This is a genomic window from Bradyrhizobium sp. CCBAU 11434 (assembly GCF_028128895.1).
Lineage (GTDB): Bacteria > Pseudomonadota > Alphaproteobacteria > Rhizobiales > Xanthobacteraceae > Bradyrhizobium > Bradyrhizobium zhengyangense.
Genome location: NZ_LBJX01000103.1, coordinates 482220 through 502182 on the forward strand (window position 1 = coordinate 482220; position 19963 = coordinate 502182).

Here is a 19963-nt window from a genome sequence, read left to right on the forward strand (position 1 = left end):
GCCGCGGCAGCTGTATCCTGATCTGCCTGTCGTCAAGAGACGCATGAGCGAAGCCATTCCTGGATCGGCTTGGAATGCCCCAGGACTGCTCGGCCCGAAGTGAGTGAAACAGCATTCAACCGATGGCGGAGCACTTTGCTGCGGGCGAGTACGATAGCCGCGCCATTTCATTGCGTCTCGCAGACTCAGTCAAAGTAGGCTTTATCGCCGAACTTGGTTTCGGTAGCTCGGACATAGTCCAGCACAAACCCCAGGTTCCTTCTGAGCCGCTGAACATTGATCGCCGCGCTGTTCTGGGAATAGAGACCGAGGTCGGTGACGAAGACTTCAGGATCGGAATATCCGAGATAGCCGGTCGCGGGGGTGTCGAGGAATCGTTTCAGATCGGCCAGTTTCTGGATGACGCCGCGATCGAAGCGGCTGAACCAGGTCAGATTATGCGCGTTCCAACTGTCGCTGAGATCTGCACCGCCGTTATCAGTCATGTAGAAATGAGCGCGGCCTTGATCGTCTTTCCGGATCGCCACGTTGCCGCCGCTGTACCGGTCCCACTGCTGGGTGATGGCGTCGATCGTCATGATGACCGAATATTCCCGCACGAGCTCGAGTTCGTCGCCGTCATAGCCGGTTTTCAAAGTCAGGCTCTTGCCTGCCATCGGTTTCTCATTCGCGGCCTGCAGGAACCGAATGATTGGATGACCGGCGTTCGGCGCGCCATTCGACGCGGCGTGGGTATTGGCGATCGCGTCGAACGCGACGCCCGTCTCATCCTTCTTGGCCTTGACACATCCCTTCAAGGGCGGCCCGGATTGTATGGCCTTCAATATCCGGGCCTTGTTGGCCAACCGTGCAGAACCGTGAATGCTGTACTTTCCGATAAGAGATCTGAACGCTTGGCTCGCGATCGGACCAAGCTCGTAGCGCGCGGCGGGGCGATATATCCGGTCGTATCCAAGGATGGTACTGAGATTGAAAGCCGCTATCTCGACGTCGGGATTGGCTGAGCTGTTCCGTGGGACGAAGGATCCGCGCGACTTATAGCCCTTCGGATCCGACGTATCGATCTTCTCGATCTTCATATTGATCGAGGTCGAACCGGACAACTCCTTGAATGTATAGCTGGAGCTATCCTCAAGGTTCATTCCCTTCCACTTCTTCATCCAATCCTTGCTGTCAGCTGAAAGCGATTGGCCCTGCGACTGGAGCGCTTCCGGCACTGGAAAACTCTGGATCTCGTAACCGGGCGGCGCGGCGCGCAAGGGAGCCGGCACAAATGCCGCAGCCAAAGCCGCCAGAAAAAACGTTCCTGTCACCAGAACGGACGTTCGCTCCTTCGGCAACCGATCCATTGTTTCCTCTCGAAATTGTTTCCTCTCGAAATTTTTCACCGCGACGGTCGATCGAGCAGCGACCTTCAGACACGACGTCAGAACGGCTCCCGCACTTTCGTAACCTCGGGCGTTTCCCGATCCTTCGCAAACTTGACTTGAAGAATGAGATCGAAAACATCGCCTTTCCAAGGGTCCGGATAATCGCCCGCCGATGCCTTCAGCGCATGCATCATTGGCGGAACATTTCCGTGATGCCAACAGACGACGACGAGCGCGCCATCAAAAGCATCGCTCTTGCGAAGGTGGTGAGCCAGCGCGCCGTAGTCCTGATCGGCGTAGGTTTCATCGATTGTCAGGTGACATTGCCTGGCAAGAGGCTCCAGCGTCTGAATTGGACGCCGACTGTGCTTCGAAGCAGCGGTCGCAAATAGCCACTTCGGCTTTCCGAACGTCGCTGGAATGTATTGAGCCAGCCGTTGCGCGCGAGCTTTGCCGGCGGGAGTGAGGTCGGGATCAAGCGGATCGTCCGACTTTTCGCCGTGTCGCATTACCAAAATCACCTTAGCGGTCATGATAGAAATGCTCCCTATTGCCGTCTGCGGTCGCAGCAACAGAATTTCTACACTGACGTTACGCGATTTCGTTTCTTGCCTTTTCAGCTTGCGTGGCCGCTGATGACTGCCAAGCGCAGCCCAAGCTCGATGACCGGCACTCTTTTCCAGCAGGTCTTGTGTAGCAGGACTTCGCTCGACCAAATGTAAGCTAAATCACAGTGCCGATCGGCAGGTCGATCGTACACTCAAGCATACCGGGCGCTCATTTCCCGTCGCGGACTTCGGCTGCAATGAAATGGTTAGGCCGAATGCCACTTTATGGCGTATTCCCCGATTGGCCTGCTTCTCTGCGGTGGAATTGGATTGCACGACAGCTTAGACGAACCAAGAGGGTCAACAATGTCGAAAAGGCCATCCATTCAACATGAATACCATCCCAAACGCGATCGCCTGGAAATCACCATCAAGCATTACTCGCTCGAGAAGAAATCAGAGCGGGAGGATTTGGTGGAGCACCTTCTTAAAAGGCTTAAGAGGGGTGCAGGTCTCGCAAAGAAGCTCAAGCGCGCAAAAAATCCATGGAAGGAAACCAGAATACCTGAGGTAGGAGATTGATCGTGCGTAGATCGCTCATTTGCGATTGCCCGCGGCCTCATCTCTCCACCGGCACCCCCGCCCCGCGATGATACCGGCTGGAAAAGAACACCAGTGGCGTGGTGTCGCGATGGTCGCAGGCCGAGACTTCGGCGATGATCAGGGTGTGGTCGCTGACGTCGACGAGGCGGGTGACCTCGCAGGCGAACCAGGCGATGCATCCCTGCAGGCGCGGCAGGCCATCGACGATGTCGTAATCCGGAGCAGCGCCGGTGTTCGGCTGGCTGGCGAAATGCCGCGACAGGTCGCGGCCGTGGTCGGGCAGGACGTTGACGCAATAGCGGCCGGTGGCCGAGATCGCGCGGTGCATGCGGCCCGGCATGACGGAGACCAGCACGGTCGGCGGCGACAGGCTGACGGTGACAAAACTGTTCGCGGTCATGCCGCAAACGCTGCCGTGCTCGTCGAGCGCGGTCAGCACCGCGACGCCGGTCGCGAAGCGTGATGCGGCTTCGCGGAACGATGCGGGATTGGCGCGCTGCATCTTACTCTTCGCTCACGCGATCGCCCTGACGGGCTCTGACGGCGCCGACATGCGTTCGATCCAGGCCCGGATGCGCTGCGGCGTCGAGATGCGGTCCCACTGCCGGTCCGGATAGTTGAAATTCTCGGTGAACTCGTTGGCGAGCGCCGGGTTCTGGCTCATCGCGCCGATCAGCTGCCGAGCGCTTCCGTCGGCGGTTGCAGCATCACATTGGTCCAGCGCGAGGCCGCCAACACGCGGTCCTGCCGCTTCAAATCGATCTTCTCGCAGAGGCGCGCATCGAGCGCGTCGGCGTTGACGATCTCCTCGCCGAGCACGAAGGCCGCGTAGGAGGCGACATTTGCACCCTGCCCCATCATGGGGTCGACGATGGCGTGGACGTCGCCGAGCGCGATCGCGCATTTGCCGTCGTCGAACTCGACCATCGTGTTGCGCACGGTCGGGACCACGCCGCCCTGCAAGAGATCCTGCGGCTGCGCCAGATCGAACCTGAGGGTGTCGATGCGGTCGTAGGTGGTGGGATGATGCTTCTCCAGCTTGCCCAGCAGCACCTGCAGGAAGTGCTTTGGATTGTCGTCGTAGCTGAGCGTCGCCAACTCCTCCATGTCGCCGCCCGGCACGTTCTCCATCAACAGCGCGTTGGCGATGCCGCCGAAGGTGACGGTCGGGATCACGATCATCTCGCCATGACCCGGCGACACCGACAGCGTGACGTTCATGGGATCGGGCTGCCGCACGCCGGTGTAGAGCCCGACGCAGAGGCGCCGCTGCGGCTGCTGATAGGGCGAGTGCTCGGGACGATAGGTGAAGAGCTGGCCGAGCGGCCCCTTGCCTGTGGAGACGACGAGCAGGTCGAAGCGCGCGACCAGCGGAGCGATGTCGCGCTCCTCGATCCTTTTGTACTCGATCTTGCCGCCGCGCTTCATGAAGTCCTGCATCAGGGCAGGAAGATAGAGCCTGTAATCGACGGCGCGGCTCGCTTTCGAGAAGTCGCCGCGGAAGCTGAGCGGCTGCGGGAAGTTGAAGACGTGGTCGTGGTAGTAATAATGGTCCTTCGGGTCGGTCCAGTGATTGACGCCGAGATAGTCCTCGCGTGCGATCGTGACGTGGTGATGGGCGACGGTGTTGAGCAGCCGGATGTCGCGATACTCCTCCGGCGGGCGGTCCGTGATGATCGTCGCATCCACGCCGTGCTTTTGCAGATAGAGCGCGAGATGCAGGCCGGCGATGCCGGCGCCAACGATTCCGATATGGCGTCCCATGTTGATCCCTCCCCTGTGATTGCTTGTTTTGAGGAAGCCTAGCGATCCGCCGTATTGCCCGCTACGGAATAGATGGGATATAATTTATTCCAGACTGGAATGAATTATGGACCGGATCGATTGCCTGCGCGCCTTCGTTCGCACCCTCGAGGGGGGCAGCTTCTCGGCTGCGGCCAAGGAGCTCGGCATCGGTCAGCCCGCGATCAGCAAGCGCATCGCAATGCTGGAGAGCGAGTTCGGCACACAGCTGTTTTCGCGCACGACACGCACGCTGAAGCCGACCGCCGAGGCGCACCGCATCTACGATCTCGCACGTCAGATCCTCGACAGTTTCGACACGGCGCGGTCGAGTGTCGAGCACGCAGCGCCCCGCCCCACCGGCACGCTGCGGATCGGCGTGCCGTCGTCGTTCGGGCGGCGCTACATGATGCCTGTCATCGCCGAATATGTGCGGAATTATCCGGAGGTGCGGGTCGATATCCGCTTCAGCGAGCGGCTCGTGAACCTGGTGGAAGAGGGCATCGAGCTGGCGTTGCGGATCGGAAATCTGGAGGCGAGCACATTGATCGCGCGCCGGCTCGGCACCGTGCAGCGCTATCTGGTCGCGACGCCGACCTATCTGCATGGCCGGCCGCTGCCGCGAACGCCCGACGATCTCAGCTCGCACCAGTGCATCGTCTATTCCAGGATGTCACCGGCGCAGCAATGGGCGTTCGAATCCGAGCACGGCCGTCACGTCGCATCGATCAACGGCCCCATTCACGTCGACGACGCCGATGCGATGCAGGAGGCGACGATGCACCATCTTGGCATCGCCATTTTGCCCGAATGGAATGCCGCGGAGGGTCTTCGCAGCGGCGAGCTCGAGCATGTGCTGCCGGACTACAGCATCGCCGCGCTGCCATTGCACGCGGTCTATCCCGAGACGCAGTGGATGTCGCTGCGTGCACGCAGCTTCCTGGATCTCCTGGTCGAGCGCGCCGGGCACTTTGTGCTACCGTCACCGCATACCCAACCCGCTCGCGGTTGACGCCGCTTCTCCCGGCATTAAATGACGCTCATGAAAAAGATCGGATTCCTGTCCTTCGGACATTGGACACCCTCGCCGCAATCGCAGACGCGCTCGGCGGCAGACACGCTGCTGCAATCGATCGAGCTCGCCGTTGCTGCCGAACAGCTCGGCGCCGATGGCGCCTATTATCGCGTGCACCATTTCGCGCGGCAGCTTGCCTCGCCCTTCCCGCTGCTCGCGGCCGTCGGCGTCAGGACCAGCACGATCGAGATCGGCACGGCCGTGATCGACATGCGCTACGAGAACCCGCTCTACATGGTGGAGGACGCAGGAAGCGCCGATCTGATCGCCGGCGGGCGGCTGCAGCTCGGCATCAGCCGCGGCTCGCCCGAGCAGGTGATCGACGGCTGGCGCTACTTCGGTTATCGCCCGGCCGAGGGCCAGAGCGATGCCGACATGGGCCGCCGCCACGCGGAAGTCTTTCTCGACCTGCTGCGCGGCCAAGGGTTCGCCGAGCCCAATCCGCAGCCGATGTTTCCGAACCCGCCGGGGCTGTTGCGCCTGGAGCCGCATTCGGCCGGCTTGCGCGAACGGATCTGGTGGGGCGCCGGCTCGAACGCCACCGCGGTGTGGGCCGCAAAGCTCGGCATGAATCTGCAGAGCTCGACTCTGAAGAACGACGAAACAGGCGAAGCCTTTCACGTGCAGCAGGCCGCGCAGATCCGCGCCTATCGCGCGGCATGGAAAGAGGCCGGCCACGCCAGAGAGCCCCGTGTCTCCGTCAGCCGCAGCATCTTCGCGCTGATGGACGATCGCGACCGCGCCTATTTCGGCCGGGAGCGCGGCGGCGAGGACCAGATCGGCTTCATCGACCCACAGACGCGGGCGATTTTCGGCCGCTCCTACGCCGCCGAGCCTGACGCGCTGATCGAGCAACTCAGACAGGACGAGGCAATCGCCGAGGCCGACACGCTGCTGCTGACGATTCCGAATCAGCTCGGCGTCGACTATTGCGCGCATGCGATCGAGGCGATCCTGAAGCATGTGGCGCCGGCGCTGGGGTGGCGATGAGGAGCCGCCGCGTAGGGCTCGAAGATCGAATGGATGATCTTCCGCGTCGATTTGATCGGGCAGCCCTTTTTGCTCAGCTCGGTCAGCCGCCATCCAGGCTGTGACTGATGCGCGTGACGACGCCGTCCCATTGCCGCTTCTCGGCCGCGGGATAATTGATCAGCACGCAATGCACGTAACGGCTCTTGAAGTTGCAGCGGTCGTACCAGATCTTGTCGCGCTTGATGCTGGAGACGACGAAGAAGTCCGGTGCGATCCGCTTGTAGACGATCCCCGACGGTGGCTGCTTCGTGGCGAGGAATGCGGCGGGCGAGATCCCGGGCTGGCGGGGAACGGCCTGCACGGTGAGGTCGGCGGCACCGTCGGATGTGCGAAATTGCTGGCCAAATCCGTCGGGCTTGCCGGCCTGCTCGGTAAAGATCGAGGTGGGAATCTCGACCGACGTTCCGGACTGGGGAATGCGATAGGTGGTCCAGTCGTCGGCCCGGGCGGCGGACGATGTGATCGCCAGCGCAACGACGATGGCAGCAGAAGTGTTCATGTCGACCTCTTCAGTTGCGCGTTGCCAGTTGCAGTTCCATCAAGGCAATCCTTTGCAGGTTCAGGATGTCGCGTTCGCCCGCGCCTGCGGTGCGCAGGATGGATTCGGCGAGCGCATTGACGTGCGAGGAATGCACGGGCTCCGGCAGGGTCGCGACCGCAGCTTCCAGGGCGATGGTCATGAGATCGATCACCTCCGGGGAAAATTCTGCGTTGGCAAAGTTCTTCATCTCGCGAAGCCGGCCGCTGGTGCGAGCCGCCGATCTAACGTCGGGAAAAACTGGAGGTTCCTGCGGCACCTGATCCAGTCCATCAAGCCGAGTTGACGCGCGTGAGGCCTTCGCGCCAATCACCAGGGCAATTGCGCCATCCTTCGACATTGCCGCAGGCGCGCTTCGCGCCACGATCTTCTCACATGAGATCGCGAAGCCCGCTCACCCCGCCTTCACGCTCGCATCGATCAGCAGCTTCGCGGCCGCGAGCGCCGACTGCGCGGGGCCGTCTTCGGATTGCTGGCCGGTGACGTAGATGCCTTCGATCAGGAGGAGAAGCGCATCACCCAGCACGTTCGGCTGGCGCGCGCCCATTTGGGCGGCGAGCTCGCGCAGGCGCTTGCGGAACACCTTCTTGTGCGCTTCGGCGACTTGCCGGGCCGGATTGTCCCGCGAGGGATACTCCACCGCGGCGTTGCTGAGGCCGCAGCCGCGATAGCCCCTGGCGACCGCGCGGGGGGCAAGCTGACCGATATAAGCGAGCACATGATCGCGCGCATTGCCGTAGGCCTTGCCGCCGGGCCGCTCGAAATTCTCCCAGAAGTTCAGATCGTAGTCGCGCAAATAGGCGGCGGCGAGATCGTCCTTCGAGGCGAAGCTGCGATAGAGGCTCGGCTTGGTGACGCCGGCGCGGTCCACGACCTCGTCGACGCCGACGGCGCGGATGCCCTCGCGGTAGAACAGCTCGCTGGCGGAGGCGCGGATGCGGTCGGCGGCGCGGAGCGGCGCCTCGGTGGGCTTTTCGGCTTTTTTCGTCATCTGGCTCCGAAGCCTCCAAGACAGGCTTGACAATGTTACTGACCGGTACGTACTAATACCGCAGCCCAATACGTACCGGTAAGTAACATGCCCTCATCCCCCGTTCAACCTGCCTCCCTTCAATCCTCCGCCATCTCCCGGCGGCCGTTCGGCCCAAACTACGCCTTCGTCGTCATTGCCGTGATCTTCCTGGCGCTGCTGGCCTCGGCCGGCCTGCGCGCGACGCCGGGTGTGCTGATGCTGCCGCTGCAGAAAGCCTTCGGCTGGGACGTCAGCGTGATCTCGTCGTCGGCCGCTGTCGGCATCTTCCTTTATGGCCTCGCGGGTCCCTTCGCCGCGGCCGTGATGCAGCGCTTCGGCATCCGCCGAACCGTGCTCGGCGCGCTCATGCTGATGTCGGTCTCGACGGCCATCAGCTATTTCATGACCGCGCCGTGGCAATTGTTCATGAGCTGGGGACTGCTCTCCGGCATCGGCTCGGGCGCGGTCGCCAACGTGCTCGGCGCCACCATCGTCAATCGCTGGTTCACCACCAATCGCGGCCTCGTCATGGGACTTTTGACGGCGAGCACCGCGACCGGCACGCTGATCTTCATGCCGGGCCTGGCATCGCTGGTCGAATATGGCGGCTGGAAGCCCGTCGTGCTGACGGTGGCCGCATGCTGCGCGGCCCTGATCCCGCTGGTGTATTTTCTGGTGCCGGAGCGCCCCTCTGCGATCGGCCTGCGCTCCTATGGCAGCACGCATGAGGATCAACCCGCCGCGCCGGTGCAAGGCAATCCGTTCGTCGCGGCAATCAGCAACCTCATCCGCGCCGCGAAGACGCAGACCTTCTGGTTCCTGTTCGCGACCTTCTTCATCTGCGGCTTCACCACCAACGGCCTTGTCGGCACCCATCTGATCGCGTTCTGCGGCGATCACGGCATCTTCGAGGTGCAGGCCGCAAGCCTTCTGGCGCTGATGGGCTTCTTCGACCTGTTCGGCACCACGCTATCGGGCTGGCTCACCGATCGCTTCGATCCGCGCAAGCTCTTGTTCTTCTATTACGGCCTGCGCGGGCTGTCGCTGATCTACCTGCCGTACTCGGATTTCTCCTTCGTCAGCCTCTCCGTGTTCGCCGTGTTCTACGGCCTCGACTGGATCGCGACCGTGCCGCCGACCGTGCGCATCGCCAACGAAGCCTTCGGCGACAAGAACGCGCCGCTGATCTTCGGCTGGGTGGTCGCCGGCCATCAACTCGGCGCGGCCTGCGCCGCGTTCTTCGCCGGCTTCATGCGCTCGTCGCAGGGCGATTATCTGCAGGCCTTCATGATCGCCGGCGCAACCGGCATCGTCGCGGCCGTGCTGTCGCTGATGATCGGCCGGCGGCCGGTGCAACCGGCGCTGGCTGCGGCTTAGGCGACGGCAATCATCATTACGGCTGGTCGGCGCCAGGCGTCGACCAGCGATTTGAATATTGATTTTGTTAAGGAAATTTGAAATACATTGCCACGATGCGAGCCGCGCGCTGGCTCGCGCAGGAGCTGAGAGTTCGCGTTGCGTCCGGCTCCATCTCAATCAACCCTGACAATCTGTGGCGGTCCCGGCAGATGAGCGATTCCCTTCTTGCAACGGTTGGCGACCATTTCTTCATTGGCTTGAAGCCGACCAGCGTCCTCGATGACCGCGACCGCGCGCTGCTGCGCGATCTCCGGCCCGCCGGCGTCATCCTCTACAAGAGCAATTTCCGCCACGACCTGCCTTACCGGGACTGGCTCTCGGTCCACCGGGATCTGATCGATGCGATCCGCGATGCCTCGCAGCGCGACAAGCAGTTCATCGCGATCGATCACGAAGGCGGACGCGTCTGCCGCACGCCAGCCCCGATCACGCGCTTTTCCTACGCGGCGCGATGGGCCGGCACCGCGGAGCAGGTCGGCGACGCCATGGGCGCCGAGCTTGCGTCGCTCGGCTGCAACCTCAATTTCGCGCCGGTGCTGGACATTCACAGCAACCCCGCCAACCCCGTGATCGGCGAGCGCGCCCTCGGCCGCACGGCCGACGATGTCATCAAGGCGATGCTGCCGTTCGCCAGGGCGATGGAGCGCCAGGGCGTGCGGGCCTGTGGCAAGCATTTTCCCGGCCATGGCGACACGCAGGTGGATTCGCATCACGAATTGCCGGTGCTCGATCTCGATCTCGAGCAGATCAAGGCGCGCGAGCTCAAGCCGTTTGCCGCGGCGATCGCCGGCGGCATCGGGATGATGATGACGTCGCACATCCTGTACCGGAAGCTCGATCCCAACGATCCGGTGACGCTGTCGCGCACGATCACGCACGGGCTGTTGCGCGAGGCGATGAAGTTCGACGGCGTGATCGTGTCCGACGACGTCGGCATGCGCGCGATGGCGGGCCGGCTGGACGCGCCGGACTCCGGCGCCCGCTTCATGGCCGCCGGCAACGACATGCTGATGATCTGCTCGCACCTCACCGACACCGAACGCGCCCGCTTCCTCGCCCAATCGATCATCAACGGCGTCGACGCCGGCAAGCTCGATCCGGCGGTGCTGGCGGCTTCGAGCCAGCGCGTCCGCGCGATGCTCGACAGCACCGCGCAAAATCAGGTGTCGGAGCTGTCAGACGAGGTGCTCGCCCGCCATCGCGGAGCCGGCACTCAATTCGAGGCGGCGACCGTCGAAGTCGTCTAGCGCCCGCGCCCACGGTCCATCCGCCAACCAACCGTTCATCGACGCCACGCCGTTGATCTCGATATGCTACGCGTGCTAGTGTTACTGACGGTAGCACATGGACCCTGCCGATGGCAACGTCAGGTTGCTTCGTGCTAGGGAGGTCCCGCCCCGGGCACGTCAGGCCCGGCGTCGGCGATCAGCTCAGGTGGTGGGTTTGAACGTGAAACGCGCAGCAAAACTCCTCATCGGCGCGCTGGTCGTGCTGCCGGCAGGCTATGCGGCCTATCATTTCAGAGATGATATCAAGAGCCTCAAGCTCCCGTTCGCGCTGCCCTTCATGCAGGCGGCGGAAGCCGAGCAAGGTCCCGCCGGGATGCCTCCACCGCGGCCGCCGGTCGCCGTGAAGGTCGCCGCCGCGAAGGCGGAGGACGTGCCGATCTACCTGACCGGCATCGGCACCATCCAGGCTTCCAACACCGTCAACGTGCAGAGCCGGGTCGACGGCGAGATCGTCCAGATCCTTTTCCAGGAAGGACAGGACGTCAAGCAGGGCGACATCCTCGCGGTGATCGATCCGCGCCCGTTCCAGGCCCAGCTCGATCAGCAGATCGCGGTCAGGCAGAAGGATCAGGCGCTGCTCGATGGCGCCCAGATCGACATGGAGCGCTATGACGCGCTGATCAAGACCGCCGCGATCTCGCGGCAGATCGTGGACCAGCAGCATGCACTGGTCGAGCAATACAAGGCGCAGGTCCGCAATGACGAGGCCCAGATCGAATATGCGCGCACGCAGCTCGGCTTCACCAACATCCGCGCGCCGATCGGCGGTCGGCTCGGCATCCGCCTGGTCGACCAGGGCAATTACGTGCGCGCGGTGTCGCCGACGACCATCGTCACCGTGACGCAATTACAGCCGATCTCGGTGATCTACACGCTCGCGGCGGTCGCGGTCGGCCAGACCCGGCTCAGCCTCGGCCAGGCCGAGGCGCCAGTGGTCGCGCTCACCGCCGACAATTCGACCGAGCTCGACAAGGGCACGATCACGCTGGTCGACAACCAGGTCGACCAGGCCAGCGGCACGATCAAGCTGAAGGCGAGCTTTCCCAACAAGGCGCTGAAACTCTGGCCGGGCAATTTTGCCAACGGGCGGATCACGGTGGACACGCGCAAGAACGCGATCACCGCGCCGGCCATCGCCGTGCGGCACGGGCCGCGCGGGGATTTCGTCTGGGTCGCGAAGGCGGACGATACGGCCGCCTTCCGCCCCGTCACGGTCGGGCAGATTTTTGACGGACGCGCGCTGATCGACAAGGGCCTCGCCAAGGGCGAGCGCGTCGTCACCGACGGCTATTACCGGCTCGAGAATGGCGCCCGCATCACCATCGAGGGCCAGACGCCGACCGCCAAGGCGCAGTCCACCACTCAACCGCGCTCCGAGTCGCGCGTTGACTGAGGCCCGCCATGTCCGCGCCCTTCATCCTCCGGCCGATCGCAACGACGCTGATGATCGTCGCGGTCGTGCTGCTGGGCATGCTCGGCTATCGTGAACTCCCGATCGCACCGCTGCCGAATGTCGACTTTCCCACCATCCAGGTGGTGACGCGCTATCCGGGCGCTTCGGCAACCGTCGTCGCAACCTCGATCACCGCGCCGCTGGAGCATTATTTCGGCACGATTTCGGGGCTGACCGACATGAGCTCGACCAGCTCGTACGGCAACAGCCAGATCACGCTGCAGTTCGACCTCTCGCGCAAGATCGATGCGGCCGCGCAGGACGTGCAGGCGCGGATCAATGCGGCCGCAGGGTGGATACCGGTCGAGCAGCTGCCGAGCCCGCCGACCTATCGCATGGTCAATCCGGCCGATACGCCGGTGCTGATCCTGGCGCTGACCTCGAAGACGATGCCGCTGCACGAGGCCAACGATCACGCTGCGACCATTCTGGTGCCGAAACTGTCGCAGATCCCTGGCGTCGGCGCCGTCAGCATCGAGGGCGGGCAGACCCGGGCGGTGCGGCTGCAAATGAACCCGACGCGGCTGGCCGGGCTCGGCCTCTCGCTCGACGACGTCCGCCGCGGCATCGCCGCCACCACCGCCGACAATCCGAAGGGCTCGCTCGATGGTCCGAGGCAGGCATTTCACGTCGACACCAATGACCAGCTCTTCACCGCGGAGGCCTATCAGGACGCGGTGATCGCCTATCGCAACGGCGCGCCGGTGCTGCTGCGCGATGTCGGCACCGCCATCGACAGCGTCGAGGATTCCGAGCAGGCGGCCTGGTTCCAAGGCGAGCGCGCCGTGCTGCTGGACATCCAGCGCCAGCCCGGCGCCAACACCATCGAGGTCGTGGACGCCATCAAGAGCATTTTGCCGAAGCTGCAGGACTCTCTCCCCGCGGCGCTGAAGATTTCCGTGGTCAGCGACCGCACCACGACGATCCGCGCCGCGATCCACGACGTGCAGTTCACACTGGTGCTGACCGTCGCGCTGGTGGTGCTGGTGATCTTCATCTTCCTGCGCAAGCTGTGGGCGACGGTGATTCCGAGCGTCACGCTGCCGGTGTCGCTGATCGCGACCTTCGGCGTCATGGCGCTGTGCGGCTTCAGCCTCGACAATCTTTCGCTGATGGCGCTGACGATCGCTTCAGGCTTCGTCGTCGACGACGCCATCGTGATGATCGAGAACATCGCACGCTATGTCGAGGACGGCGAGGATCCGCTTCAAGCAGCCCTGAAGGGCGCGCGGCAGATCGGCTTCACCATCGTGTCGCTGACGGTGTCGCTGATCGCCGTGTTCATCCCGCTGCTGCTGATGGGCGGCGTGGTCGGCCGGCTGTTCCGGGAATTCGCCATCACGCTGTCCTTTGCCGTCGTCATCTCCGGCCTCGTCTCGCTGACACTGACGCCGATGATGTGCGCGCAGCTGTTGCGGCACGAGGATCCCAATGCGCCGCACGGCTTGCTGTACCGTATCAGCGAGCGCGGCTTCGACGCCTCCGCAGGCTTCTATCTGTGGGGGCTCGACTGGGTGCTGAAGCATCGCAACCTCACGCTGGTCTTCACCGTGCTCACGCTGATCGCCACCGGAATGCTTTATGTCGCGATCCCGAAGGGATTCCTGCCCCTGCAGGACACGGGTCTCTTGATCGGCACCACGGACGCGGCCCAGGATATCTCCTTTGCGGCGATGGCCGAGCGGCAGCAGCAGCTGGCGGCCGTGATCGCGCGCGATGGCGATGTCGTCACCGTCGGCAGTTTCGTCGGCATCGGCTCGGTCAACACCACCTTGAACAGCGGCCGGCTCTATATCGACATCGGCAGCCCCGACGCGCGGAAATCGTCGGCGGCAGCGGTGATGGCGCGGCTGCAACATGCGGTCGAGGGCGTTCATGGCATCACGCTGCATCTGCAGCCGGCGCAGGATCTGCAGATCGAAACGCGTGTCTCGCGCACGCAATACCAATATGCGCTGCAGGATCTCGACGAGGACGAGCTTCGGCTCTGGAGCCGCCGGCTGGTCGATGGCTTACGCAAGCGGCCGGAGCTCGCCGACGTCGCCGACGACCGCCAGGACGAAGGCCTGCAGATGTCCGTCACCATCGACCGCCCGCTGGCGGCGAGCTACGGCGTCAGCCTGAACACGATCGACCAGACGCTGTATGACGCATTCGGCCAGCGCCAGATCGCGACGGTATTCGGACCGCTGACGCAGTACCACGTGATCATCGAGGTCGACCCGGCGCTGCGCAACGATCCTGATATCCTCGGCAAGATCTATCTGACTGCGGCCGCGGCCCAGGCCAGCACGATCGATCAGCAGACCGGCGGCTTCAGCGCCGCCTTCAGCAAGGCGTCCGCGCCGGTGCCGCTGTCGGCCTTCGCGCGGATCGAGCGGCAGCACGCCCCGCTGCTGATCTCGCACCAGGGCCTGTTTCCCGCCACGACGATTTCGTTCAACCTGGCCGACGGCGTGTCGCTGAGCCAGGCGACGGAGGCACTGCGCCGGACCGAACGAGAGATCGGGCTGCCGGACGCGGTCACGACCAAGCTGATCGGCACCGCCGCCGAGTTCGCCAATTCGCTCAGCGACGAGAAATGGCTGCTGCTGGCCGCGATCGTGACCGTCTATCTGATCCTCGGCATGCTCTATGAGAGCTACATCCACCCGATCACGATTCTCTCGACCTTGCCGTCGGCGGGCATCGGCGCGTTGCTGGCCTTGATGCTGTACCGGCAGGATCTCAACCTGATCTCGCTGATCGGCATCATCCTCCTGATCGGCATCGTCAAGAAGAACGCCATCATGATGGTGGACTTCGCGCTCGCAGCCGAGCGTGAGGACGGCGCATCCTCGTTCGACGCCATCAGGCAGGCCTGCATCCTGCGCTTCCGCCCGATCATGATGACGACGATGGCGGCGCTGTTCGGCGCGCTGCCGCTCGCGATCGGCTCGGGCACCGGCTCCGAATTGCGCCAGCCGCTCGGCATTTCCATCGTGGGCGGACTGATCGTCTCCCAGGTGCTCACGCTCTATACGACCCCGGTGGTCTATCTGGCGTTCGCTTCGCTGCGCACCCGGTTCGGATGGCGATCCGCACCCGCCGGTGATTCGGCGGCGCTGCCGCGGGCGGAGCGGCCGACGCCGTGAGCATCACCGCACAATTCGTGCTGCGGCCGGTGGCGACGACGCTGCTGATGATCGGCGTGTTTCTGCTCGGTTGCGTCGCTTATTTCCGCCTGCCGATCGCTTCGGTGCCGGCGGTCGAGCGGCCCACGATCGGGATCTACGCACCGTTCCCCGGAGCAAGCCCGGCAACGGTTGCGAACGCGCTGTCGCAGCCGCTCGAGACAACGCTCGCGCTGATCCCCGGAGTCAACGAAATCACCTCGTTCAGCGCCATGGGCGGCACCAGCATCACCGTGCAGTTCGAACTCTCGGTCGATCTCGACGCCGCCGCCGGCGCGGTCCAGGCCGCCATCAACGCGGCTGGCCCGAACCTGCCGAAGGGCCCGTGGCCGCCGACCTATTGGAAGGCGAACCCCGCAGGCGCCGCGGTCGTGGCGCTCGCATTGACCAGCGACGTGTTCACATCAGGCGAGGTCTACAGCCTCGCCGACGGCGTGATCTCGCCAAAGCTGTCGCAACTGCCGGGCGTGGCCCGGATCGTCGTCAGCGGCGCCGAGCGAAGCGCGGTCCGCATCCAGGTGTCGCCGACCCGGCTCGCGGCCATGAACCTGTCGCTGGAGGCGGCGCGCGTCGCCGTCCTCAACGCGTCGCAGAACCTGCCGAAGGGCGCGGTCTCGGTCGACGGCCAGCGCCTGACCATCGAGGCCAACGACCAGTTGCTTCAGGCCTCCGACTATCGCGACATCGTGCTGGCCTGGCGCAACGGCGCCCCTGTTCGGCTCGGCGACGTCGCAGCCGTGACCGACAGCGTCATCAACAACCGCCTCGCTGGTTGGTATGGCACCGAGCGCGGCATCGTCCTGTTCGTCTACAAGCAGTCGGACGCCAACATCGTCGAGACCGTCGATGCGATCAAGGCCGAGCTGCCGGAAATCCAGCTCTGGCTGCCCCCTGGGATCAAGCTGCACACGGTCTATGACCGCACCACGCTGATCCGGGCCGCCGTGAACGACGTCAAGCTCACGCTCGTGGTCGCCTCGGCGCTGGTCGTGCTGGTCATCGCGCTATTCCTGAGGCGCTTCTGGGCGACCGTGATCCCGAGCGTGACCATTCCGGTCTCGCTGGCCGCGACCTTGTTCGTGATGAGCCTGTGCGGATTCAGCCTGGACAATCTGTCGCTGATGGCCCTGACCATCGCCGCCGGCTTCGTCGTCGACGACGCCATCGTCATGATCGAGAACATCATCCGCCGCATGTCCGAGGGCGAGCCGGCGCTGCAGGCCGCCATCAACGGTACCAGGCAGATGGCGTTCACGGTCGTCGCCATCACCGTCGCCTTGATCGCGGCGCTGATCCCGATCCTGTTCATGCCTGACGTGGTCGGGCGCTATTTCCGCGAGTTCGGCGTGACGCTGGTGGCCGCCATCGTGTCCTCGGCGGTGATCTCGCTGACACTGACACCGATGATGTGCGGTCATCTGCTCGATCGTGGCCGGCAGCGGCTGCACAATCCCGATGCGATCCCGGCCCGACGCACCTTCTATGCGCGCAGCCTCGACTGGACGCTACGTCATCGTATTCTCACCGTCCTTGTCATCACCGCCCTGACCGGGGCCAGCGTCTGGCTCTATCTGAAACTGCCGAAAGGTTTCATGCCGACCCAGGACACCGGCGTGATGTTCGTGCGGACCGTGGCCCCTTCCAACATCTCGTTCCTGTCCATGGAGGACCGACAGCGCGCCGTCGGCGAGGCGATCCTGCAGGATCCCGCGATATCAGGCCTGACGTCCTTCATCGGCGAGGGCAACGGCAACGCGCTCAGCATCGGGCAGATGCTGGTCGCGCTCAAGCCGCCCGATGTGCGCAAGCTGTCGATCCAGCAGGTGATCGCCCGGTTGCGCGAGCGCATGAACCAAATCGACGGCGTCAGGGTCTTCTTCGTGCCGCTGCAGGATCTCAATCTCGGCGTTCAGGCCAGCGGCTCGCGTTATCAATATACGCTGTGGGGCATCGACGAGAACGAGGTGATACGCGCCGCAGAAAACATGATCCGCCGTGTCCGCGGCATTCCTCAAATCATCGACATCATCCCGAGCTGGGAAACCGGCGGCTTGCAGGCCGGGCTGACGATCGACCGCATTCGCGCCGCGATGCTCGGCGTCACGCCGGTTGCGATCGACAACACGCTCAATGACGCCTTCGGCCAGCGACAGGTCAATCTGTTGTTTTTCCCGACCAATTATTCGCGCGTGATCTTCGAGGTCGAGCCGCAGGCGGCAACCGGCCCCGATTCCATCAGCCAGATCTATGTGCCGAGTGCCAGCGGCAAAGCGGTGCCGCTGACGGCCCTGACCCGGCCGCAGCGCGCGCACGCCGCGATGTGGGCCCGTCATAGCGCCCAGTTTCCGGCCGCGACGATCTTTTTCGACATCAAGCCCGGTACGTCGATCGGCGACGCCATCGCCTCGATCCGCAAGGAGGAGGCCACAGCCAAGCTGCCCGACGACATCAAGGCGGAGTTCCGCGGCGAGGCCAAGGAGGCGGACAAATCGATCGTCAAGCAGGCGGCGCTGTTCGCGGCGGCCCTGGTCGCGATCTACCTCGCGCTCGGCATGCTCTACGAGAGCTACGTCCATCCGCTGACGATTCTGTCGACCTTGCCGCCGACCGCCTTCGGGGCGCTGGTCGCGCTGTGGGCGACCGGAACACAGTTCACGCTGGTGACCACCATTGCCTGCATCCTGCTGGTCGGCATGGTGATGAAGAACGCCATCATGATGGTCGACTACGCGCTCGATGCCGAGCGGCACCGCGGCCTCGATGCCAGGCAGGCCATCCTGCTCGCCGCACGGCTGCGGGCCCGGCCCATCACCATGACGATGCTGGCCGCTTTCCTCAGCGCTGCCCCGATCGCCCTCGGCACCGGCCCCGGCTTCGAGATCCGCCAGCCGCTCGGCATCACCATCATGGGCGGGCTCGTCGTCGCGCAGCTCTTCACGCTGTACTCGACGCCGGCGATGTACCTGATCCTGGACGGGTTGAGGCGGCGGAAGAAAGCGACGGCAGGTCAGATGCTCGCTGCCGGCAGCGCGCCTCTTCCCGATCTCAACGGCTAAGACGGGCCACGCTTTGCGCCCATCGTTCGACCTCGCCGGTATCGGCCCGCAGCTCTGTTCCGAGACCGCCGGCGAAGCTGCGCCACGCCTGCAGATTGCCCTGGGGCACGCCGATCACCACGACGATGTTCCGCTCGATGGCCGAGGCAATCAGCTCGAGCAGCCCTCCTCCATCGCACTCGGCCTTGCCGAACTTGTTGAGGACGAGGACGTCAGGCAACGTTTCAAGGCTTTTTGCGATGTTCACCGCGACCTCAGCGAGAGCTCCCTCATCGAGCCGACAACCGGCAGCGCCAGCGCCGCGATCTTCGAAGATCGGCGTCCGGCGTCCGGTTGCGAGGTCCTCAAGCACCACATCGCAGCGCCGCTCCGGCGTGGCGTCAACGACGTGCTGCAGCACACCGGCAAGCATGAGGCCGCGCCCTCGACAGGCGGCCACGAGCGCCTCGAACACCGATGCAGGATAGTTGTTCTGGGGATAGACGAGCGCGGTCAGCGGTGAAGCAGGCCGCGGCACCGGATCGGACTTGGGACTATCGGACTTGGGAATATCGAACTTGGGAATATCGAACTTGGGAACAGAGAGAGAAGCAGACATCGTGAATTGATCCCAGCGTAGGGGTTACTCGATCAGGATCGGCGCAGCGATGTTGATGCGGTCGTCCTTCGTCATGTCGATGCCAAGCGCAAGCGACCATTTTCCGCTGGCCGCGGTCATCATGCTGACGCGCCATTTGTCGGCGGCAACCCGTGTCGCCGATGCAGTCGCGGGCGGGATGCCCTTATCGGGATTGGCCAGCGTCACCGAAAGCGCATCGACATTCAGCGGCCGTTCTTCGCCATCATAGAGCTGAACCAGCACTTCAACCGGTCCGCTGTGGCCAGGCGTAACAGTTATGTCGGCCATCACGCGGGTGCCGCAGAGATGCGTAAAGAACGGTTCGTTGGTGGCTGAGGTCGCATTCGCCTTCAGCGCCGGAGGTGCTGCCGGTGACGCGGCTTCGGTCGAGGCGATCTGGAGCCGAGGGCCTTTGGCGCCGACGCTACCGACGTCAAAGGTCGCTTCGATCGTGCCTGCACGCTGGAAGTTCAGTGACACCGGGATGCGCTGGCCCTCCTCGAGCGGCGCCGTCAGTCCGACGAACATGATGTGGTTGCCACCCGGCGCAAGGGTGACGATCCCATCCGGCGGAATCGCCAGCCCCTCCTCGAGCGGGCGCATCGTCATGATGCCGTCCTGCATCGTCATCTGATGGACTTCGACTTTGGCAGCGGCCGGACTGGAGGCTGAGAGCAGCCGGTCCTGCGAAGTGCCGCGATTCTCGATGGTGAGATAACCGCCTGCGACCTTTGCCCCCTTCGGGGTGGCCCGGCTCCAGGCCTGGCTGACGACGATGTCGGAATGATCGGCCAGCGTAGGTGCAGATCCGACGAATGTGAGGGCGGCCGCGAGGATCACGGCAACGGTTCCGAATTTCTCGAGCATGACGATCTCCAACCCTCGCAGAGGCGCAATGCGTCCGCATTGTTGCCATGGCTGTTGAGCTGGCCTCACCGTAGACTATGGCAGGCAACAGCTCTTTGTCGGGACACAAACTACCGGGTCATTCGCG

The 19963-nt window shown here is 63.9% G+C and carries 16 protein-coding genes and 1 pseudogene; 8 read left to right on the top strand and 9 right to left on the bottom strand.

Annotation, left to right across the window (positions count from 1 at the left end):
• Nucleotides 1-185: 185 nt before the first annotated feature.
• A complete protein-coding gene (locus XI06_RS42400) occupies nucleotides 186-1349 on the bottom strand; it encodes a hypothetical protein (RefSeq protein ID WP_271607998.1) in 1164 nt (387 codons plus the stop codon).
• A 77-nt stretch (nucleotides 1350-1426) separates the two neighbouring features.
• On the bottom strand, nucleotides 1427-1903 hold the full coding sequence (locus XI06_RS42405; protein WP_237859706.1) for a histidine phosphatase family protein: 477 nt from the start codon (nucleotides 1901-1903) through the stop codon (nucleotides 1427-1429).
• A gap of 381 nt (nucleotides 1904-2284) precedes the next feature.
• Between XI06_RS42405 and XI06_RS42410 the strand changes: the two genes are divergently transcribed.
• The gene (locus tag XI06_RS42410) at nucleotides 2285-2500 is read left to right on the top strand and encodes a hypothetical protein (RefSeq protein ID WP_271607999.1); all 216 of its coding nucleotides are present in this window, start codon (nucleotides 2285-2287) and stop codon (nucleotides 2498-2500) included.
• 37 nt (nucleotides 2501-2537) lie between these two features.
• Here XI06_RS42410 and styB read toward each other — a convergent pair whose 3' ends face one another.
• Both styB and styA read right to left on the bottom strand, forming a co-directional pair.
• A complete protein-coding gene (styB, locus tag XI06_RS42415) occupies nucleotides 2538-3023 on the bottom strand; it encodes a styrene monooxygenase NADH-dependent flavin reductase subunit StyB (RefSeq protein ID WP_237859708.1) in 486 nt (161 codons plus the stop codon).
• Between the two features lie 12 nt (nucleotides 3024-3035).
• Nucleotides 3036-4285 (bottom strand): annotated as a pseudogene (styA, locus tag XI06_RS42425) (styrene monooxygenase subunit StyA).
• A 106-nt stretch (nucleotides 4286-4391) separates the two neighbouring features.
• Here styA and XI06_RS42430 point away from each other — a divergent pair.
• On the top strand, nucleotides 4392-5315 hold the full coding sequence (locus tag XI06_RS42430) for a LysR family transcriptional regulator (protein WP_271608002.1): 924 nt from the start codon (nucleotides 4392-4394) through the stop codon (nucleotides 5313-5315).
• 30 nt (nucleotides 5316-5345) lie between these two features.
• Complete coding sequence (locus XI06_RS42435) at nucleotides 5346-6368, top strand: LLM class flavin-dependent oxidoreductase (protein WP_271608003.1); 1023 nt, start codon at nucleotides 5346-5348, stop codon at nucleotides 6366-6368.
• 82 nt (nucleotides 6369-6450) lie between these two features.
• Here XI06_RS42435 and XI06_RS42440 read toward each other — a convergent pair whose 3' ends face one another.
• From XI06_RS42440 to XI06_RS42450, 3 genes are all read right to left on the bottom strand, one after another.
• Complete coding sequence (locus tag XI06_RS42440) at nucleotides 6451-6909, bottom strand: hypothetical protein (RefSeq protein ID WP_237859716.1); 459 nt, start codon at nucleotides 6907-6909, stop codon at nucleotides 6451-6453.
• Between the two features lie 10 nt (nucleotides 6910-6919).
• Complete coding sequence (locus XI06_RS42445; protein ID WP_237861285.1) at nucleotides 6920-7138, bottom strand: hypothetical protein; 219 nt, start codon at nucleotides 7136-7138, stop codon at nucleotides 6920-6922.
• Nucleotides 7139-7342: 204 nt separating this feature from the next.
• Entirely contained in the window at nucleotides 7343-7939 is a 597-nt protein-coding gene (locus XI06_RS42450; protein WP_237891692.1) for a TetR/AcrR family transcriptional regulator, read from the bottom strand.
• 87 nt (nucleotides 7940-8026) lie between these two features.
• Between XI06_RS42450 and XI06_RS42455 the strand changes: the two genes are divergently transcribed.
• The 5 genes from XI06_RS42455 to XI06_RS42475 all read left to right on the top strand — a co-directional run bounded on the left by XI06_RS42455 (nucleotide 8027) and on the right by XI06_RS42475 (nucleotide 18350).
• Nucleotides 8027-9337 (top strand): MFS transporter, encoded by a 1311-nt coding sequence (locus tag XI06_RS42455; protein ID WP_271608004.1) that lies wholly within the window; start codon nucleotides 8027-8029, stop codon nucleotides 9335-9337.
• A 191-nt stretch (nucleotides 9338-9528) separates the two neighbouring features.
• Nucleotides 9529-10626: a glycoside hydrolase family 3 N-terminal domain-containing protein gene (locus tag XI06_RS42460; RefSeq protein WP_237859722.1), complete on the top strand. Its 1098-nt coding sequence runs from the start codon at nucleotides 9529-9531 to the stop codon at nucleotides 10624-10626.
• A 202-nt stretch (nucleotides 10627-10828) separates the two neighbouring features.
• On the top strand, nucleotides 10829-12061 hold the full coding sequence (locus XI06_RS42465) for an efflux RND transporter periplasmic adaptor subunit (RefSeq protein WP_271608085.1): 1233 nt from the start codon (nucleotides 10829-10831) through the stop codon (nucleotides 12059-12061).
• A gap of 8 nt (nucleotides 12062-12069) precedes the next feature.
• On the top strand, nucleotides 12070-15255 hold the full coding sequence (locus XI06_RS42470) for an efflux RND transporter permease subunit (RefSeq protein WP_271608005.1): 3186 nt from the start codon (nucleotides 12070-12072) through the stop codon (nucleotides 15253-15255).
• Nucleotides 15252-18350 (top strand): efflux RND transporter permease subunit, encoded by a 3099-nt coding sequence (locus tag XI06_RS42475; protein WP_271608006.1) that lies wholly within the window; start codon nucleotides 15252-15254, stop codon nucleotides 18348-18350. The genes XI06_RS42470 and XI06_RS42475 overlap by 4 nt, the downstream gene beginning before the upstream one ends.
• Here the strand turns inward: XI06_RS42475 and XI06_RS42480 are convergent.
• Both XI06_RS42480 and XI06_RS42485 read right to left on the bottom strand, forming a co-directional pair.
• Nucleotides 18340-18948 carry a DUF2478 domain-containing protein gene (locus XI06_RS42480; RefSeq protein WP_237891697.1) on the bottom strand — a complete coding sequence of 203 codons (609 nt, stop codon included), beginning with the start codon at nucleotides 18946-18948 and terminating at the stop codon, nucleotides 18340-18342. The two genes, XI06_RS42475 and XI06_RS42480, sit on opposite strands and share 11 nt — an antisense overlap.
• Nucleotides 18949-18972: 24 nt before the next feature.
• Nucleotides 18973-19836, bottom strand: coding sequence for a copper chaperone PCu(A)C (locus XI06_RS42485; protein ID WP_271608007.1), 864 nt, complete (start codon nucleotides 19834-19836; stop codon nucleotides 18973-18975).
• Nucleotides 19837-19963 lie beyond the last annotated feature (127 nt).

Excerpts from the sequence above, each read along its gene's own strand:
- XI06_RS42430 (WP_271608002.1), top strand. The coding sequence starts at position 4,392 with ATGGACCGGATCGATTGCCTGCGCGCCTTCGTTCGCACCCTCGAGGGG.
- XI06_RS42435 (WP_271608003.1), top strand. The coding sequence starts at position 5,346 with ATGAAAAAGATCGGATTCCTGTCCTTCGGACATTGGACACCCTCGCCG.
- XI06_RS42450 (WP_237891692.1), bottom strand. The coding sequence starts at position 7,939 with ATGACGAAAAAAGCCGAAAAGCCCACCGAGGCGCCGCTCCGCGCCGCC.
- XI06_RS42480 (WP_237891697.1), bottom strand. The coding sequence starts at position 18,948 with ATGTCTGCTTCTCTCTCTGTTCCCAAGTTCGATATTCCCAAGTTCGAT.
- XI06_RS42400 (WP_271607998.1), bottom strand. The coding sequence starts at position 1,349 with ATGGATCGGTTGCCGAAGGAGCGAACGTCCGTTCTGGTGACAGGAACG.
- XI06_RS42460 (WP_237859722.1), top strand. The coding sequence starts at position 9,529 with ATGAGCGATTCCCTTCTTGCAACGGTTGGCGACCATTTCTTCATTGGC.
- XI06_RS42405 (WP_237859706.1), bottom strand. The coding sequence starts at position 1,903 with ATGACCGCTAAGGTGATTTTGGTAATGCGACACGGCGAAAAGTCGGAC.
- XI06_RS42440 (WP_237859716.1), bottom strand. The coding sequence starts at position 6,909 with ATGAACACTTCTGCTGCCATCGTCGTTGCGCTGGCGATCACATCGTCC.
- styB (WP_237859708.1), bottom strand. The coding sequence starts at position 3,023 with ATGCAGCGCGCCAATCCCGCATCGTTCCGCGAAGCCGCATCACGCTTC.
- XI06_RS42410 (WP_271607999.1), top strand. The coding sequence starts at position 2,285 with ATGTCGAAAAGGCCATCCATTCAACATGAATACCATCCCAAACGCGAT.
- XI06_RS42445 (WP_237861285.1), bottom strand. The coding sequence starts at position 7,138 with ATGAAGAACTTTGCCAACGCAGAATTTTCCCCGGAGGTGATCGATCTC.
- XI06_RS42455 (WP_271608004.1), top strand. The coding sequence starts at position 8,027 with ATGCCCTCATCCCCCGTTCAACCTGCCTCCCTTCAATCCTCCGCCATC.
- XI06_RS42485 (WP_271608007.1), bottom strand. The coding sequence starts at position 19,836 with ATGCTCGAGAAATTCGGAACCGTTGCCGTGATCCTCGCGGCCGCCCTC.
- XI06_RS42470 (WP_271608005.1), top strand. The coding sequence starts at position 12,070 with ATGTCCGCGCCCTTCATCCTCCGGCCGATCGCAACGACGCTGATGATC.